This is a genomic window from Halodesulfovibrio sp., assembly GCF_015482765.1.
Taxonomy (GTDB): Bacteria; Desulfobacterota; Desulfovibrionia; order Desulfovibrionales; family Desulfovibrionaceae; genus Halodesulfovibrio.
In genome coordinates this window covers 73,611-90,949 of the sequence record NZ_JADMLB010000076.1, presented here as the reverse complement: position 1 = coordinate 90,949, position 17,339 = coordinate 73,611, and the positions used below count along the sequence as shown (strand labels likewise).

The 17,339-nt window shown below is 45.6% G+C and carries 15 protein-coding genes; 7 read left to right on the top strand and 8 right to left on the bottom strand.

All coding sequences use genetic code 11. The features are described 5' to 3' along the window. Nucleotide 1: 1 nt before the first annotated feature. The 3 genes from cbiM to QZY95_RS15570 all read right to left on the bottom strand — a co-directional run bounded on the left by cbiM (nucleotide 2) and on the right by QZY95_RS15570 (nucleotide 4,194). Complete coding sequence (gene cbiM / locus QZY95_RS15580; RefSeq protein ID WP_290925219.1) at nucleotides 2-655, bottom strand: cobalt transporter CbiM; 654 nt, start codon at nucleotides 653-655, stop codon at nucleotides 2-4. Between the two features lie 186 nt (nucleotides 656-841). Continuing rightward, a complete protein-coding gene (locus QZY95_RS15575) occupies nucleotides 842-2,287 on the bottom strand; it encodes a sodium:proton antiporter (protein WP_290925217.1) in 1,446 nt (481 codons plus the stop codon). A gap of 467 nt (nucleotides 2,288-2,754) precedes the next feature. After that, nucleotides 2,755-4,194: a sodium:proton antiporter gene (locus QZY95_RS15570; RefSeq protein WP_290925327.1), complete on the bottom strand. Its 1,440-nt coding sequence runs from the start codon at nucleotides 4,192-4,194 to the stop codon at nucleotides 2,755-2,757. A 672-nt stretch (nucleotides 4,195-4,866) separates the two neighbouring features. On the opposite strand from QZY95_RS15570, the gene QZY95_RS15565 reads away from it, so the two are divergent. Continuing rightward, nucleotides 4,867-5,457, top strand: a complete 591-nt coding sequence (locus QZY95_RS15565; RefSeq protein WP_290925215.1) for an RNA methyltransferase — start codon at nucleotides 4,867-4,869, stop codon at nucleotides 5,455-5,457. Between the two features lie 244 nt (nucleotides 5,458-5,701). On the opposite strand, the gene QZY95_RS15560 is transcribed toward QZY95_RS15565, so the two are convergent. Then, nucleotides 5,702-6,940: a glycosyltransferase gene (locus tag QZY95_RS15560; RefSeq protein ID WP_290925213.1), complete on the bottom strand. Its 1,239-nt coding sequence runs from the start codon at nucleotides 6,938-6,940 to the stop codon at nucleotides 5,702-5,704. 648 nt (nucleotides 6,941-7,588) lie between these two features. Here QZY95_RS15560 and QZY95_RS15555 point away from each other — a divergent pair. The 6 genes from QZY95_RS15555 to QZY95_RS15530 all read left to right on the top strand — a co-directional run bounded on the left by QZY95_RS15555 (nucleotide 7,589) and on the right by QZY95_RS15530 (nucleotide 14,061). After that, nucleotides 7,589-8,764: a class I SAM-dependent RNA methyltransferase gene (locus tag QZY95_RS15555; RefSeq protein WP_290925211.1), complete on the top strand. Its 1,176-nt coding sequence runs from the start codon at nucleotides 7,589-7,591 to the stop codon at nucleotides 8,762-8,764. A gap of 108 nt (nucleotides 8,765-8,872) precedes the next feature. Next, nucleotides 8,873-9,361 (top strand): xanthine phosphoribosyltransferase, encoded by a 489-nt coding sequence (gene gpt, locus QZY95_RS15550; RefSeq protein WP_290925209.1) that lies wholly within the window; start codon nucleotides 8,873-8,875, stop codon nucleotides 9,359-9,361. A 76-nt stretch (nucleotides 9,362-9,437) separates the two neighbouring features. Then, nucleotides 9,438-10,508 (top strand): BMP family ABC transporter substrate-binding protein, encoded by a 1,071-nt coding sequence (locus tag QZY95_RS15545; RefSeq protein WP_290925208.1) that lies wholly within the window; start codon nucleotides 9,438-9,440, stop codon nucleotides 10,506-10,508. A 30-nt stretch (nucleotides 10,509-10,538) separates the two neighbouring features. Next, a complete protein-coding gene (locus QZY95_RS15540; protein WP_290925207.1) occupies nucleotides 10,539-11,600 on the top strand; it encodes an ABC transporter permease in 1,062 nt (353 codons plus the stop codon). Between the two features lie 2 nt (nucleotides 11,601-11,602). Continuing rightward, entirely contained in the window at nucleotides 11,603-12,523 is a 921-nt protein-coding gene (locus QZY95_RS15535; protein WP_290925205.1) for an ABC transporter permease, read from the top strand. A gap of 2 nt (nucleotides 12,524-12,525) precedes the next feature. Beyond that, nucleotides 12,526-14,061 (top strand): ABC transporter ATP-binding protein, encoded by a 1,536-nt coding sequence (locus QZY95_RS15530; protein WP_290925203.1) that lies wholly within the window; start codon nucleotides 12,526-12,528, stop codon nucleotides 14,059-14,061. Nucleotides 14,062-14,152: 91 nt separating this feature from the next. Here the strand turns inward: QZY95_RS15530 and QZY95_RS15525 are convergent, their stop codons facing one another. The 4 genes from QZY95_RS15525 to QZY95_RS15510 form a co-directional block, all read right to left on the bottom strand. Next, a complete protein-coding gene (locus tag QZY95_RS15525) occupies nucleotides 14,153-15,688 on the bottom strand; it encodes a phosphoethanolamine transferase (RefSeq protein ID WP_290925201.1) in 1,536 nt (511 codons plus the stop codon). A gap of 251 nt (nucleotides 15,689-15,939) precedes the next feature. Then, entirely contained in the window at nucleotides 15,940-16,329 is a 390-nt protein-coding gene (locus QZY95_RS15520) for a carboxymuconolactone decarboxylase family protein (protein WP_290925199.1), read from the bottom strand. A gap of 68 nt (nucleotides 16,330-16,397) precedes the next feature. Beyond that, nucleotides 16,398-16,757, bottom strand: a complete 360-nt coding sequence (locus tag QZY95_RS15515) for a MerR family transcriptional regulator (protein WP_290925197.1) — start codon at nucleotides 16,755-16,757, stop codon at nucleotides 16,398-16,400. A gap of 69 nt (nucleotides 16,758-16,826) precedes the next feature. Further along, on the bottom strand, nucleotides 16,827-17,234 hold the full coding sequence (locus QZY95_RS15510; RefSeq protein WP_290925196.1) for a VOC family protein: 408 nt from the start codon (nucleotides 17,232-17,234) through the stop codon (nucleotides 16,827-16,829). Nucleotides 17,235-17,339: the final 105 nt, after the last annotated feature.

The window sequence follows — 17,339 nt, the reverse complement described above, 5'->3', positions numbered from 1 at the left end:
ACTACTCAGAAATATTAGTGGAAGGCTGTGTTAGTAGTGCAGGGGTTGGCGCTGCGAGACTGAAATCAAAAATTTGTGGTGTAACTTTAGCGAGAAAGGCAACAACAACCGCAGTGATTAAGCCTTCAATTACCATTACAGGAAGGCTGGAGAGTAACAGTAGTTTTGCAGAATTAAGGAAGTTGTCACCAGCAAGAGCAAGTGTGCCGGAAGTTAAAATAGCTGAAAGTGCAACAGCTGACATGCCGCATAGCCCCGCTGCGATACGTAAGGACAACGTTCCCTTGCTGAGCATCGGTCGGAAAATGTAGAAGCAGATGACGGGTGGTAGTGCCATGTTTAACGTGTTTACACCAAGCGTGGTAAGACCGCCAAACTGAAACAATATGGCCTGAAGGGTCAGGGCTACCAGAATGGCTGGGAATGCGACCCAACCGAGCATAATCCCGAGAAGGCCGTTCAAAATAAGGTGGCCTGAAACAGGACCAATAGGGATATGAATAAGGGAAGCTACGAAAAAAGCAGCTGAAAGAATAGCGGTGGTCATGATGCGGTCGTAATCAAGCTTTTTTAGACCGATAGCAACTCCGCACGCTGAAAGTACAGCGCTGGAGGCAAGAATGACGGGTGGAAGAACTCCTTCAGCAATATGCATAATTCATATCCAATGGTGAAATGGTTGGTGCAATGGACAACCGATACCATTTGCAGAAGGTTATCGTCAACGTGTTACGAATTTAAAAAAAAGACACGCAATGTCGCGAAGCAGACAGACGCTCTTTTGAGCGTGGATAAAAAAAGCCCCCTGTGTAGTACAGGGGGCTTTCGCTATGCTGCGGGTTTAAAAGAATACAAAAGTAACAAGGACGAACACCGGAACAAGAATTCCGAATGACCATGCCATGTAACCGAAGAAGCTAGGCATGGATACGCCCTGATCTTCAGCAATTGCGCGAACCATAAAGTTCGGCGCGTTACCGATGTATGTGTTGGCTCCCATGAATACAGCACCAGCGGAAATAGCAAGAAGCGTGCTTGCCATGTCTGTCATCAGGTGCAGTGCATCACCACCGGCTGTGTTGAAGAACACAAGGTAGGTAGGTGCGTTATCAAGGAAGGATGAAAGAATACCGGTAAGCCAGAAGTACATGATGTCCACAGGTTCGCCGTTAGCACCTGTCACCAGATTAATGATCGGAGCAAGTGCACCGTCATTACCGGCTTTAAGGATAGCGATAGCTGGGATCATGGAGAGGAAGATACCGATAAACAGTTTACCAACCTCAAGAATCGGGAACCAGTTAAAGTCGTTTAATCTTCGACTTTCTGCATTAGTAAGCTTGAGGGACAGTCCTGCGATACCAAGCAAGAGCAGGTCGCGGACTACGTTCTGTAATTCAACATGTACATGGTAGATGTTGAACTGAACGTTTGGATCCCATGTTCCGGAGAGCAGTACTGCACCGATTACACCAGGAAGGAGGAGAAGGTTTACTTTACCTTCAAGACCAAGCTTTTCAGTGTTGGAAGCGTCAAGACCTTCAGGTGCTGGACGTCCTTCTTTGTTGAAAAGGTAGGTGTCGATGAAGAAGTATAATACTGTAAGGATTGCTACACAGAACAGCATCGGCACGAGCATGTGTTTTGTTGTCCAGAAGAAGGAAACACCCTGCAAGAAGCCGAGGAACAATGGAGGGTCACCAAGCGGAGTAAGTGAACCACCGATGTTTGCTACAAGGAAAATGAAGAATACAACGGAGTGAACCTTGTATTTACGATGCGCATTAGCACGCAGTAACGGGCGGATAAGGAGCATTGCTGCGCCGGTAGTACCCATCCAGCTTGCCAGTGCGGTTCCTATGACAAGAATTGTGGTGTTTACAATTGGAGTACCCACCAAAGTACCTGTCAGGCGTACGCCGCCTGCAACTGTAAACAGCGCCAGTAGTAGAATAATAAATGGGAAGTATTCTAATAGCAGCGCGTGTAGTGTTTCATACAGGGCAAGTGAGAAACCAAACTTGACCGTGAAAGGAACAAGAAAACAAAGAGCCCAGAATACAGAGATTTTACCAAAGTTGTTGTGCCAGAAATGCGGCGCAACCAACGGAAATACTGCAATAGAAAGCAGCATGCAGACAAATGGCAGAACCCATAAACCGGAGAGGGTGGCACCATCAAGATGCGGTGCACCAGCTGAGGCAGCAAACGCGGCGCATGGCAGCGCAAGCGTTGCAATTACTGTTAGTAAGTTAACTAACAGACGATAAGGTTTACCAGTCAACATAGACTCAAACTCCTTTTATCAATTCCAGCGTTGTTTAAAACACAATTAGCTTTGACGCATACTATGGTTTTAAAGAGGCAGTCAATGAATACTCAAAGTTAGTAAGTGCTTGTTTTGGTGAAAAATGAATAAAAAAAGTATATTTTAATAATGTGTTAGAGGTCAAAGCTTGACTTTCAAAATTTATTTGATGCGGAGGCCATTGCGATAAGATGATTTGAACGTAAGGGGCTTTCGAGATGATTTGGGAATGGAAAGAGCACACTAACCTGTTAAGAGTACAACTTTTTTTTGTAAAAAGACAAGCATTAGCGATTAGAGATGCAAGCTTGCTTTGAAAACTCTTTGAGAGGGGGGGAGTCGATGTTTGTTAGACTGGCTATGTCGTTAGCCAGAATAACGGGGGATAGACATAAAAAAACGCCCCTGTGCAAGCACAGGGGCGTAAGAATCATTCAAACCTGAGTCTAAGCAATGAAGACATAGGTGATAAGAACGAAGGTCGGGATGAGGATACCGAAGGACCATGCCATGTAGCCAAAGAAGCTAGGCATTTTTACGCCCTGATCTTCTGCAATGGAACGAACCATGAAGTTAGGTGCGTTACCAATGTAGGTGTTAGCACCCATGAATACAGCACCAGCGGAAATAGCAAGAAGAGTGCTTGCCATGTCGCCCATGAGGTGAACTGCGTCGCCACCGGCAGTGTTAAAGAACACGAGGTAGGTAGGTGCGTTGTCCAGGAAGGAAGAAAGGAGACCGGTGAGCCAGAAGTACATGGTGTTCACAGGTTCGCCGTTGCTTGTAACCATGTTGATTACAGAAGCAAGTGCGCCGTTCTCGCCAGCTTTCAGGATAGCGATAGCTGGAATCATGGACAGGAAGATACCGATGAAGAGCTTGCCAACTTCAAGGATCGGGAACCAGTTGAAGTCGTTAAGACGGCGGCATTCGTCGTCGGTAAGTTTAAGAGAAAGACCAGTGATGATAAGAAGAAGAACATCACGAACAACGTTCTGCAATTCAACATGAACGTGGTACACGTTGAAGCTTACATGCGGGTTCCACATACCGGACATGAGTACAGCTGCAATTACGCCGAGGAGAAGGATGAGGTTAACTTTACCGTCGAGGCCAAGTTTAGGACCTGCACCGCAGTCGTAAATCTGACGACCGTTTTCAAAGCGACAGCGACCAGGGGTAGCTGGCTCTTCATCACAGCAGTCGGATGGAGGAACTGGTTTACCTTCTTTAGCAAAGAGAACAGTATCGATGCCGAAGTAAAGAGCAAGAAGGATTGCAGAAGCAAACAGCATCAGCGGCAGCATGTGAGTGGTGGTCCAGAAGAAGGAAACACCTTTCAGGAAGCCGAGGAAGAGTGGTGGGTCACCAAGCGGAGTAAGGGAACCACCAATGTTTGCTACGAGGAAAATGAAGAATACAACGGTGTGTACTCGGTATTTACGGTGAGCGTTAGCACGGAGCAGTGGGCGGATAAGGAGCATTGCAGCACCTGTAGTACCCATCCAGCTCGCAAGAGCTGTACCGATAAGCAGGATTACGGTGTTCACAACAGGTGTACCAACAAGGGAACCTTTAAGACGAACGCCGCCGGCTACGGTAAACAGAGCGAGAAGCAGAATGATGAACGGGAAGTACTCAAGAAGAAGAGCGTGCAATGCTTCGTAAAGAGCAAGGGAGAATCCGTATGCCATAGTAAATGGCACGAGGAAACAAAGCGCCCAGAATACAGAAATTTTACCAAAGTTGCTGTGCCAGAAGTGTGGCGCAGCAATTGGACCGATTGCAATAGAAAGCAACATACAAGCGAATGGGATTACCCACAACGCAGAAAGGGATGCACCGTCAAGATGCGGAGCGCCAGCAGATGCAGACGCAAATGCCATAGCAGGGAGCAACAATCCTGCTAAAGCAAAGCTAAGACTAGCGATAGCTTTTGATTTCAAAAAGGTAAACACAGCGTAAGACTCCTTCATACAAGTTGTGTATCAAAAGATACAAAACGAAATATACCTCAGTGGAATGCGCAATAAAAAAAGCAAGCTATTGGCATTTCTCCGCTGCATGTGGGTGCAACAGATTTTTAGGGTATATTCACGAACTTCTTGGATTAAACTAGAAGACAAGTGGCTCTTTTACTCGGACACAATGCACATTTCAATAGATTCAGTGTAAAAAAATATAATTTGCAGCGAGTTAGTCCGTTTTGCTTTGAAAATCATTTGGTTAGATGTTCAAAGCATCTAGCTGAAAATTAAAAATCGAACCGGTTTCAGCGCCAACATTGCACCGCGTGACAAGAGTTGTAAAAGGCTGTACACCCAACACGCGCAACTTTACAAGAAAGAAAATCAATTTCTTGCCAATATGCACTTTGGTATGAACCAATTCTGGAACTTTCAATGTAAGGAATATCCGCTTTTGGTGCGCATGTTTTTTATGATTGCGATGCATAAATTGGTGAAGCAAGTATGTGCTGCATCAAATAACTTTCAGAAATACAAAAAGAAACCTGTTACCGCTTCATTGTTGTGTATAGCAGGATATATGGTGTGCTGATGACAAAAGAAAGAACCCCGGAAAGAACTGCGAAGCTTGAACGAGTATTAAAACTCCGTCAGAAAGATTTGACGCTGGTTATGGCGAATGTGCATGACCCGCATAATGTTTCTGCAATTTTACGTAGCTGTGATGCATTCGGTGTGCCGAAAGTCCACCTTTACTACACAGATACTCCATTCCCTAAGCTTGGTAACAAGTCTTCTGCATCTGCTCGTAAATGGGTAGATACTGAGCGTCATGACAATACTGACGACTTGATGAAGTCTTTGCGTGCAAAGGGTATGAAAGTTCTCGCAACCAGCTGTTCTCCGAATGCGAAACCGCTTCGTGACTACGACTTGTCTGAGCCGACAGCCATTATTATGGGTAATGAGCATCGTGGAACAGATCCTGAACTCGTAGAAGTGGCTGATGGCGAAGTGTACATTCCGATGTTCGGTATGATTCAGAGCTTTAACGTATCCGTTGCGGCGGCTGTCATCCTCTCCGAAGCGTCTCGTCAGCGCCAGATTGCTGGTAAGTATGATCAGCCTACGTATACTGATGAAGAATACAAAGCTGCTCTTGAAGATTGGCTTGAACGCTAGAAATAGTTTTCAACGGGTGTTCTTCGTCTTATAGTCAAACATGGGGCAGCGTATCGGGAAATGTTCCGCTATGAAAAGTAAGACACAGTGATTATTGCTTTTCATGGAGGTGAGCTTTTCTGTTTGTTTTACATGTTTGGTCTTCAGTTGAAGTCAGAAAAGGGCTGTCCATACGGACAGCCCTTTTTTATTGCTTTGTAATACGCTTAGGAGACTTTTGGTAACGTGTTTGAATTTTTCCTCGTTAGAGTAAACCCAAATCTTTAAGCCACCCTTCATAGAGCTCTTGCAGCTCGGTTTCTTTAGCCTTACGCGCCCAGTTGGCAAGGCCGGCTGCTTTTTTGGTCAGCCCGCTGATATCTTCCAGTTGGTTGTCGATATGTTCAAGCTTTTCATTTGCCATTTCGAGCAGACTTTCATTTTTAGCAGCTTCAGCGACTGCTGCCAGTTTGCGATATAGTGGCAGCATTGGGAAGAAGAACGTTTGTAACAGGCGAATTCCGCATGCTTCTTCAAATTTTCCCGTCGATTCAAGGTATGCTGCAAGCTGAACGTAGCCTGTTTGCCAGAGTGGTTCTTCAAGGATGAGTGCGAGGCAGGTTGACGGGTCAGGAGACTGCATCATTTGCTCATTCAGCTCCTGCTCGCGTTCTGCTGTAAGGGTCATGTAACTTTCAAGCCAAGGAGAAATTGCAAACTGATAGCCTTCTCCTTTTGCGATTCGATGCTTATCTGGCCCAAAGCAGCCTTTGCAGCGATCATTCAAACGCATTGTGTCTATGCTGAGGTCGTCTTCATCAATGGTTGAAGAGGTGTCCGGTTCAAGCATGGTTGCCTGAGGAATAAGCTCAATAGTCTGTTCGTTGTTTCGCACGACACAGCACAGATCAAGTATTTCCATACCGGTTTTGTACGTCGTATCAAGCATGTTTGCATCGTTGAACGTTTTAGTACGCATTACCATGCCGTTTAACGGTACAGCCTGAAATGTTCGCTGCTTTTTAACTGCCGGATGTGTGGCAGGGAATGAGGCAAACAATGGCTGTGCGTTCAGGGATGGAGTAAACGTCGTTCCGCAGCTTTGTACTCTTCCAGATTGTGGACAGATAAGCAGTGGAGCAGCAATGCCGGTAGAAGGTGTTTCTGCAAGATGTGTGAGTAAAGGCTGGAGACTTTCAGCCGTAATCTGTGTTCCTGCTTTAAGAAAACAGAGGTATTCACCTGTAGCGTTCTCGGCTGCAAGGTTAAAGGCTCTGGCGTTGCTGAGGGGCTGACTAAGTGGAAGTACTGTCGGTGAGCATGGAATAAGCGGGGTCACTTCATCCACTAACGCTAAAATGGCTTTTTCCATTTCACTGTCTGCTGCGATGACGATTTCGCATTCAAGGTTTTCAGGCAGATTTGTGAATGAAGCAAGAGAAAGCGCAACAGCCTCGGTAGAGCTGATGCATGAAACCAGTATGGATAGTGTTTTTGTTGTCATAATTTGGATTCTGCGGGGCTTGAATGTGTGTTCAATCGGGGGAGCCTTATATAATGATGCAATTTGCAAGTAATGTTGATGGAAAGAGAACAAGGTACAACATTTCAGTTCAGCATGGATTTCAATTCTTTTTTGGATGGACCGAATAGTCAGAAAAGGCTGAACATATTTGTGTACCTGAACAGCGGCTGAAGCGTTTCCCGATTGTTGAAAAACAGTGTTTCCCTCTAGTAAACGTATCTGTGGAAACAGGCAACACTCTCAGAAGGGAATAACTGCGTCTGGTTTTATAAAAAAAGGAAAATATTTTTTTGATGTTGATACAACTTTTTTTGTAGTGATACATGTTGAGACGAGAAAAGTGTCTCAGGTTGCATTTGTTTGCAACTTCCTGCTGAGTCATATATATCGTGTCTCATCTTAGTGACTGATACTGATTTTTTTACAAAAAATATCGGAAAATCAATGGGTAAGATCAACTTCGCATTTAAAGGGACGAGCAGGCGGGAGTTTGCTGGGCTTTTTTGCGGAGTATTTGAAAGGGTGCAGGGCAGCTGTCCTGTTTCGTATCTGGTAATATTATGCGGACGGAACGTGTAATTTTGCCGGATTTTTTATTTGTAGCTGCACGAAGAGTGCAGGAGAATCATGAGTATTTTCAACCGTAAGTCAGAGGTGTTGATTACTTGCCCACGAGGCGCAGCACCTATTTTGGCTGAAGAAATTAAACAACGTAACTTCCCTGTAAAAAAAGAACACACAGCCGCAGTAGAGACTTTTACTACAATGGCAGGCTGTATGCGCTTGAACTTGCATTTGCGCACCGCGCACCGTGTCCAGTTCCAGCTGGCATCTTTCAGGGCATATAACGCCGACGATGTGTACAAGTATGTTCGTGAATACATCGACTGGGACGAAATTATCGCACCGGACGGCTACCTTTCCATTTCTTCTTTTGTGCAGAACGACTCCATTCGTGACTCTCGTTATGCCAACGTTCGCGTAAAAGACGCTATCTGTGATTTCATGCGTGATAAGCATGATCGCAGACCGGATTCCGGTCCTGAACAGACTGGCACTGTTTTGTTCCTGCACTGGGTACAGAACCGTTGCAAACTGTATCTGGATACGTCCGGCGAACCTCTTAACCGTCGTGGTTACCGCAAACTTCCCTGGAAAGCTCCAATGTCTGAACCGCTAGGTGCAGCTTCTTTGCTGGCAAGTGGCTGGGACGCGAAAAGCAATGTTGTAAACCCGATGTGCGGTAGTGGCACCCTTGCTATCGAAGCTGCGCTTATCGGATTGAACAGTGCTCCGGGCTTGATGCGTGACAACTATGGTTTCATGCACCTTCCTGATTTTAGTCAGGAGCGTTGGGATAAGCTTCTTGATGAAGCTGAGGCCGGTGAAAACGGCGAGTTGGATTTCCGAATTATTGCTACCGATAAAAGTGCTGAAGCTATTGAAGCAGCTAAAAAGAACGCTGTTGCGGCGGGAGTTGATCGTTACATCGAATTTGATGTGTGCGATTTCCGCGAAACAGAAGTTCCAGAGGGCGGCGGCATTGTGATTATGAACCCTGAATATGGTGAGCGCCTTGGTGATGTACGTTTCCTTGGTGAAGTTTATCAGGCTATCGGCGACTTCTTTAAGAAGAAGTGTCAGGGTTATAACGGGTTTATCTTTACTGGCAATCTGGATTTAGCAAAACAGGTCGGCTTGCGTACCTTTAAGCGAATGACTTTCTTCAGTGCGAAGATTGAATGTAAGCTTTTAGGATATCAGTTGTATTCTGGTTCTAAGAAGTCCAGTAAGCAGCAATAGCGCGCGTTAGAGAGTGTTCAAAGAGAGGTATTTCGATGCCTCTCTTTGTTTAACAAAAATATATTATACTGAAATACTTCCACTTTAAATACATATTGGATTACTACAGTGTCTGATTCCAACCGTTATTCAAAAGTTACTCCTGTTTCTTGGGAGTTATTGCAACGTGATGCCAAGCAGCTTGCTTGGGATTTGCTTAAGAAAGGGAACTGGAAGGGGATCTACGCAGTTACGCGTGGAGGACTTGTTCCTGCGGCCATCCTTGCAAGGGAAATGGAAATTTACCAGATTGAGACCATTTGTCTGAACAGCTACAGCTGGAAGAATCAGGGCGAAATGAATGTTCTGAAAGAAGCTGAAGGTGATGGTGAAGGATGGTTGATTATCGACGATCTGGTGGACACTGGTGGAACCGCACGAGTTGTGCGCGATATGCTGCCTAAAGCACATTTTGCAACATTGTATGCAAAGCCTGAAGGCAGACCGCTTGTAGATACATTTATCAGAGAATATTCTCAGGATACCTGGATTTTATTCCCTTGGGATTCTGAGGTGCAGTTTACAGAGCCACTCGCAAAACGGGTGAGCGATAGTTAATTGGTAGTATCCAGTTGTTGCAGGGGGATTCTGCAACTTATTACTATTCGGGATGACTGTTTCATGGGAGGAAACAATGCGTAAATTCGTGGGTATTGTAATGCTTGCAGCGTTGGTTGCAGTTGCCGGTTTTGGTGCAACTGTTGCGCAGGCAAAAGAGTTGAAGGTTGGTTTTGTGTACGTATCTCCAGTGGGTGACGCTGGCTACTCTTACGCACATGATCTTGGTCGTCAGGCTGTTGCTAAAATGGACGGCGTAAAAACTTTTTATGTTGAATCCGTACCGGAAGGTGCTGACGCAACTCGTGTTATCAACAACATGGCTCGTAAAGGGTATGATGTAATCTTCGGCACAAGCTTCGGTTACATGGACCCAATGCTCAAAGTAGCAAAGAAATTTCCTAAAACAACATTTATGCATTGTTCAGGGTACAAAACTGCTCCGAACATGTCTGCATACTTTGGTCGTATCTACCAGTCCCGCTACCTTGCTGGTCTCGTAGCCGGTTCTATGACTAAGTCCAACATCATCGGTTACGTTGGCGCATTCCCTATTCCGGAAGTAAAACGCGGTATCAACGCATTTACTCTTGGTGTTCGTGCTGTGAATCCAAATGCAAAAGTTCACGTTGTTTGGACCAAAACATGGTACGACCCGGCAACAGAGAAAGAAGCTGCTAAATCTCTTATCGACATCGGCTCCGACGTTATTGCTCAGCATCAGGACTCCCCTGGTCCTCAGGAAGCAGCACAGGAAGCCGGTATCTACTCTGTTGGCTACAACTCTGATATGTCCCAGTTTGCCCCTAAAGCACACCTTACTTCTGTAGTATGGAACTGGAGCGCATTCTACCCTGTAGTTATTGAAAAAGTTAAAAAAGGCGAATGGAAAGCAGACAATTACTGGTGGGGACTTTCTGAAGGTGTAGTTGACCTTGCACCATTCGGTAAAATGGTTCCTCAGGATGTACAGGACATGGTTAACGCTCGCAAAGCGGAAATCAAAAAAGGTACATTCAAGGTGTTTGCAGGCCCTATCAAAGATCAGTCCGGCACAGTACGTATTGCAGAAGGTGAAGTAGCTTCTGATGCAATGCTTACCGGTATGGATTGGTTTGTTGAAGGCGTTGAGGGCTCTAACCAGTAGCCGTTGGGCTAATCTGGAGTATCTTAGCTTATGCTAGGTTTTACTATTGAAAAGCGTCAGGAGCCCCTTAAGTGGGGCTCCTTTTTTATCTTTCTGGGTGCGTTGGTCTTTTCTCTGGGCGTGAGTGCTTTGCTGCTCGCCATTCAGGGAAAACCACCGTTAGAAGCAATGTACCTGTTATGGGACGGTGCTTTTGCTCATGACTGGGCATTAGAAGACACTGTTCTTAAAGCAATTCCGATTTTTCTTTGTTCCCTCGGTGTTGCTGTCTGTTTCCGTATGCAGATCTGGAACATTGGTGCAGAAGGGCAATACGCTCTCGGTGCTATTGGTGCTACTTGGGTAGTTTTGAGTATGCCGGATGCTCCGGTATGGGTACTGATGCCGTTAATGTTCCTTGCAGCGGCAACGCTTGGTGCGCTGTGGGCAATTATTCCTGCGTTGCTTCGTGAGAAGATGGGACTTAACGAAATTATCTCTACACTGATGTTTAACTATATCGGTATCCTTTTCTTAGAATTTCTTGTTTACGGTTCATGGAAGGACCCTGCAAGTTTCGGTTTCCCTATGACTATCATGTTCCCTGACACAGCAATTATCGGTGAACTTTTTGGTCGAATCCATTGGGGGATTCTGGTTTGTGCAGGGGCTGCGACAGCGTTGACTGTGTTCTTAAAGCACACCCGTCTCGGATTTGAGATTATGGTCAGCGGTGAAAACCCGCGTGCAGCACGATATGCCCGTATGCCATACAGCGCCCTAGTTGTTTTGGTCATGGGGATTTGCGGTGCGTTAGCAGGTTGGGCAGGGCTTATTGAGACTTCTGCAACCTTGAACCGTCTTCAGCCCACCATTGTTGTGGGATATGGTTTTACCGCTATCGTTGTCGCGTGGCTTGCACGGTTACGCATTACATCCATTGCAGGGTACTCAATCCTGCTTGCAGGTCTGCGCGTAGGGGTTGAAAACTTGCAGTTGGAATTGCAGGTTCCTGCGTCTTTCACGGGCATCATGCAGGGGCTTATTCTGTTAAGCGTATTGGCTGGACAGTTCTTTAACTGGTATTCATTCCAGAGAAGCAAGCGAGGATAATCGTGGGCTTAGAACTTATTATTCCTATTCTGGCTGCGACGATTCAGTCCGGTACACCTATTTTGTATGCAACACTTGGTGAAATGCTTACAGAGCGTTCCGGTGTGTTGAACCTTGGTGTAGAAGGTATGATGATTTTCGGCGCATTCTTTGCGTTTCTTGTTTCATACTACACCGGAAACCCGTGGCTTGCTTTTATCTGTGCAGGGCTTCTTGCCGGTCTTTTCGGTCTTGCTCATGCCGTTGTCTGTCTTGTTTTTCAGGGTAATCAGGTTGTATCCGGTCTTGCTTTGACTATCCTTGGTGTAGGTCTTGCTGACTTTTTGGGTACTGCATATGTGGGCGTGTCTGCTCCTGGTTTCTCACCATTTGATTTTCCAGTTTTGTCCGCAATTCCTGTTCTCGGAGAGATTTTCTTTAAGCAGGATGCGCTGGTGTATGTTTCTTTCCTGTTACCGTTCCTGTTTTGGTTCTTTATGAACCGTACCCGATGGGGACTTGCTCTTGGTGCAGCCGGTGAGAATCCTGCGGCTTGCTTTGCAGCAGGGCTTAATCCAGTAAAACTTCGCTGGGCCGGTATTTATTTCGGCGGCGTTCTTTGCGGGCTTGGAGGAGCATACCTTTCTCTTGCCTACACACACTTGTGGACAAACAACATGACGGCAGGACGTGGTTGGATTGCAGTAGCATTAGTTATTTTTGCATTCTGGCGTCCCGGGCGCGCTATGTTCGGTGCATATCTTTTTGGTGGCATTATGGCGTTCCAAATGCGTCTTCAGGCTGTGGGAGCAACATTGCCTTCCTCATTGTTGTTGATGCTTCCATACGCACTGACCATCATTGTTCTTCTCTTTTCCTCTGCGCGGGGCAAGGGGCGTCAAGCTCCTGCAGCACTTGGCGTGAATATTGAGCCGGGAGAATAGCCGTGGCAGAATACGTAAATAAGCGAACCAACCGTGGTGCATTTGCCGGACAGGCTCCTTTTGTCCGTTTACAAGCTATCAGCAAGCATTTTGGTAAGGTGCGTGCAAACCACGAAATTACACTCGATATTCGTCCCGGTATGATCAAAGCATTGCTTGGAGAGAACGGGGCAGGTAAATCGACTCTGATGTCTATTCTTTCCGGAAGATTTCAACAGACATCCGGAGATATTCTGGTTGATGGCGCATTAACGGCGTTTCATTCACCAAAAGATGCAATTAAAGCCGGCATCGGCATGGTCTACCAGCATTTTATGTTGGTAGAATCTATGACGGTTGCACAGAACGTTCTTCTTGGGCAGGAAAAAGCTTTTCTGATCAGCCCGAAAGAACAGGAGCGTGAAGTTGCAGCTTTAGCAGAGCAGTACGGTCTGCCAATTGATCCTTCCGCTACGGTTTCTTCTCTTTCAATGGGGGAGAAGCAGCGTGTAGAAATTTTAAAATTACTGTATCGCGACAGCCGCGTTCTTATTCTTGATGAGCCGACAGCCGTATTGACTCCGACAGAGACAGAGCAGCTTTTTGATGCAATGTGGAGAATGGCAGATCAAGGTAAATCGTTGGTCTTTATCTCCCACAAGCTTAAAGAAGTAATGGCTGTTGCGGATGAGATTGCGATTCTCCGTAAAGGGGAAGTTGTTGATGAATTTAAAGAGGCGGACGTTCCTAACGAAGCTGTTCTAGCAAACCGCATGGTTGGTCGTGACGTAGAGCTTGCACTGGATGCACAGCCGGTGGAGCTTGGAGCTACTGTTCTTGATGTTCAGGGGCTTGACGGTGATGGACTTGAAGACATCATGCTGTCTGTCAGGAAAGGCGAAATTGTCGCGATTGCAGGTGTTGCAGGTAACGGGCAGAAAGAGCTTGTTGAAGTTGTTTGCGGGCTGCGGAAACCGGTGCGTGGCGATGTTTCTATTCTTGGACTTGAGTGGCATGATTTTTACCCGCGCCCTCCAAGAAAAGGACGCTCTTTGGCGTACATTCCAGAAGATCGTCAAGGGCTTGCAACGTGTAAATTTGTTGATCTCGTGGATAACTTTTTGCTTACAACACGGCATTCATTTACAACAGGGCCGTTTTTAAACCGCAGTAAAGCAGTGGATACGACGATTGAGATTGTTGAACAGTTTAATGTTCAACCGGGTCATATCGATGCGGATGCCCGTGCTCTTTCCGGCGGTAACTTGCAGAAGCTCGTAATCGGGCGTGAATTCTTTCGCCAGCCTGATATTATTGTTGCGGAAAACCCGACACAGGGACTCGATATTTCTGCGACAGAAGAGGTTTGGCAGCGGCTTCTTGAAGTGCGTAAGCGTTCCGGCATTCTGCTCATTACATCAGAACTGAATGAAGCGTTACAACTCGCAGACCGCATTGCGGTTATGTATCGTGGACGTATTATCGATCAGTTCCCGAAAAGCGATACGAAGAAAGTTGAAGCAATCGGTCTTATGATGGCGGGTGTTACGCCGGAATAGAATGTGTTTCGCTAGATAAAAAACGAAAAGGATGGAGTGGGTTACCGCTCCATCCTTTTTTATTGAGAAATCAAATTTGCCGTAATCGGCTTTAGTTTGGAATAAGCACTGGGAGTGAGGTATTTTTAAGAGCGATGCCACCGAGATTTACTGTCCATGGGAACAGTACGTCGTGTGAAAGGGCTTTACCCACTTGATTTTTAAGTGCCGCAACATAGTCTGGATTAAGTTGTTTGTATTTGTCGGAGTACCAGATGATAAGCGGAACCTCTCGCTGTTCTGGTCGTTTTTTATTGCCATGCATAAAAATGCCGTCTTCGCCAAGTGATTCACCATGATCGGAACAGTAGATCACCAGGGCATTTTGGTTCCGCACCATATCATAAATATCTGCAAGGAAACCGTCCGTTGCTATGATGCTGTTGTCGTAGGCGTTGATCACGGTTTTTAAATTGTCATAGCCGGAATACTTGTCAGGTGTGAACTTTCGATATTTTTGTGAATATTTGGAATGGTATTGGAAATGACTTCCTCTGGTGTGCACAACAATGGCTCGTTTTCCGTCAGTCGTTGAGAGTACTTCCTTAACGACTGGAAGCATCATTTCATCCCTGAAACTTGAATAATCAGCTGTGGTGAAATCGTTTCGAAAAATAGTTTTTTGAGCATTTCCCATAATACGTGTTGTGGGCATGTCGCTACTATAGACAGCACGACTGTTTGCAGAGATCCATGCCGTCGAAAAGCCATGCTTAACGAATAAATCCAAAAAAGAGTTCGTTGTTATTTTAGGGTGTTTTGTTGTTGCCGGAGTAAGCATTACGGGAACAGAAATTCGGGTGAGTGCAGCAAAGGAGCGGATTGCTCCGTATGTGAGTACGTTTTCTTCTTTAGCGAGGCGAGGTGTGGTTTCGCGAGGATAGCCATTAATTTGGAAATGGTCAGCACGGGCGGATTCACCGATGACAAAAATGAGCGTCAGTGGCTCTCGTTGATCAGGTTTCATGACCTCTGAAGAGAGTAGTGCAGAGCTTTGAGGTTTTGGTCGTGTTTTGTACTGCACCCATCGGATAGAGAAATTGGCAACTGAGTCAATGACACAGAAAGGGAATGCGTATTTTGTTGCAATCGCTGGACGAAGTTGTCTCGCCAGTGGATATTTATTGAATTTTGATAATGCGACATTGATCGGAATAAGTACAATGAGCAGAAGAATAGGCCATTTGAGGCTAGGCGGTTGAGTGCACCTTTTCAACCCGTAGTATGCTCCGGTTGAAAGTATGACGGCAGCAAGTATCGCTGCAATAAAAGCAGGGGTAAGCGCTTGTCCTGCTTCGCCAGCGGTAGTTTCAATAAGAAGAAAGAGTAGGTTGTCGCTTATTTTTATATTGAGGAACGTGTATAGGTACGAGCCGATAATGCTTAGAAAAAGAAGAATAGGGAGCAGAATAGCCGTAATCTTTCTGAGGCGTAACGCCAGTGAAAAGATGCTGTAATGAAATAGAAGTAGGTAGACAAAGCAGAAGGCAGCATAGGCTGGAGGCATTTGTGACAGTGGCAGGTACATCATTCCTGCAAAAGCCGTTGCGAGCAGGGCTAATGTCACACTGGTTCGTGAGAAAAGCATGTGTACTCCTGAAGAGCGTCTGTAACGTCGAGTCCGTTTGTGTTCGATTAAGGTAACCCTCTGTTACTATAATATTAACAGGGTGTTGACCAGTGTTGCCGAATGTAGAGAATTTTTAAGAATATCTGATGAGGGATTAACGAGACGTTAATTTTGCTTGCTGATGATTTTTTATGAAGAAGAGTATCAGAAGATAGTTGTATCAATATAAAAAAAGACGGAGAATTTTCTCCGTCTTTTTTGGTTCAGTACTATTTTTCTTCTATGAGCCCCCGTTCAAGGAACACTTCCTTTACGGTAAACATGGCGTTAAGTGCTGTGGGAAACCCTGCATAAACTGCCAGTTGAATGACTGCTTCGACAACTTCTTCCGGTTTGCACCCTACATTTAGTGCGCCATGGGTGTGGACGTGGAGTTGTGGCTGACAGTGTCCGAGAGCTCCTAGTGCTGCTACTGTCACCAGTTCGCGTTGTTGTAGACTTAGCCCTTTGCGCTGATAGATGTCTCCGAAAGGAAATTCAATCGTGTAGCGGGCAAGATCCGGTGCTATATCCTGTAGGCTTTCAATCACCTTCCGTCCTGCCTCACCGTCAATTTCGTGTAGTTTCTCAAGTCCTGTCGTGAAACGATGATTATTCATAGTAACCCCTTATGTAGTTATGATGAAAAAGATTAATCATAAGCGTACAAGTTAGAGTTAACTCTAAGTCAAGCGTTTTGAGATAGAATGAGGTTCTCGTAATATTCTATTTTTTCTTTTAATTTTTTTAGGTGCTGTGTTTCTTGTCGTAACTTTTCTTCTAAAGCTTCTGAGTGGTGTTTAAGCAGATCCATACGTGCGATTGCTGTGGAATTTCCTTTTTCTCGAAGGTCTGCGTACTTGAGAATTTGTTGTAAGGGCATGCCTGTCTGTTTTAGACGGGTAATGAATTCTATCCAGACAAGGTCATTTTTTGAAAATGTGCGGTGACCACTTTTAGTACGCTCAATATGTCTTAGCAGTCCGATTTTTTCATAGTACCGGATGGTATGGGCAGATAGCCCTGTGACTTCGGAAAATTCTTTCATATTCATTTGTTACAGCACCATAAAGAAAGCCCGCACAGCTTTGTGCGGGCTTGTTTGTCGTAAAAAGCTTTAGGAAGGGTTAACGGCATGTACCGGCTTGCAAAATTCTACAAGGTGTCCGGTAGGATCTTTGATCATAGCGGACTCAAAATTCCAAGGTTTTACTTCTGGCGGAGCAATAGTGCTTGCACCGTGTTTGAGAGCTTTGCGGTACATTTCCGTAACATTCTCTACTTCAAAGCCAAGCTGCATGCCAAGTGCTTCGTTATCTGGATGTGCTCTTTGGTATCCTTGAGGTACCAGTTGCGTTGCTAATTCATGATGGGAAAAAGCCAGAACAGTGTCGCCTGTTTCCATTTCTGCGTACATGCCACTTTCATGCGTAAAACGGACAGTAAGACCAAGTACTTTCTCATAGAACTCGATAGCGGTGGGGATGTCATCTACATACAGAGTCACATAGCCTAACTTCATCATTCTTTCCTCCCGAAAATCCGAGTTGTTTGTTGTGGTGGGCGTTCGCTTCGGATTGCACTTGTTTTCCGTGTTATCCTAATATGATCAGTAAGAAAAGAGGGTGAG

Coding starts and splice junctions, on each gene's coding strand:
- cbiM (WP_290925219.1), bottom strand. CDS start 655: ATGCATATTGCTGAAGGAGTTCTTCCACCCGTCATTCTTGCCTCCAGC.
- QZY95_RS15525 (WP_290925201.1), bottom strand. CDS start 15,688: ATGCTTTTCTCACGAACCAGTGTGACATTAGCCCTGCTCGCAACGGCT.
- QZY95_RS15570 (WP_290925327.1), bottom strand. CDS start 4,194: ATGGCATTTGCGTCTGCATCTGCTGGCGCTCCGCATCTTGACGGTGCA.
- QZY95_RS15520 (WP_290925199.1), bottom strand. CDS start 16,329: ATGAATAATCATCGTTTCACGACAGGACTTGAGAAACTACACGAAATT.
- QZY95_RS15515 (WP_290925197.1), bottom strand. CDS start 16,757: ATGAAAGAATTTTCCGAAGTCACAGGGCTATCTGCCCATACCATCCGG.
- QZY95_RS15540 (WP_290925207.1), top strand. CDS start 10,539: ATGCTAGGTTTTACTATTGAAAAGCGTCAGGAGCCCCTTAAGTGGGGC.
- QZY95_RS15565 (WP_290925215.1), top strand. CDS start 4,867: ATGACAAAAGAAAGAACCCCGGAAAGAACTGCGAAGCTTGAACGAGTA.
- QZY95_RS15560 (WP_290925213.1), bottom strand. CDS start 6,940: ATGACAACAAAAACACTATCCATACTGGTTTCATGCATCAGCTCTACC.
- QZY95_RS15575 (WP_290925217.1), bottom strand. CDS start 2,287: ATGTTGACTGGTAAACCTTATCGTCTGTTAGTTAACTTACTAACAGTA.
- QZY95_RS15555 (WP_290925211.1), top strand. CDS start 7,589: ATGAGTATTTTCAACCGTAAGTCAGAGGTGTTGATTACTTGCCCACGA.
- QZY95_RS15545 (WP_290925208.1), top strand. CDS start 9,438: ATGCGTAAATTCGTGGGTATTGTAATGCTTGCAGCGTTGGTTGCAGTT.
- QZY95_RS15510 (WP_290925196.1), bottom strand. CDS start 17,234: ATGATGAAGTTAGGCTATGTGACTCTGTATGTAGATGACATCCCCACC.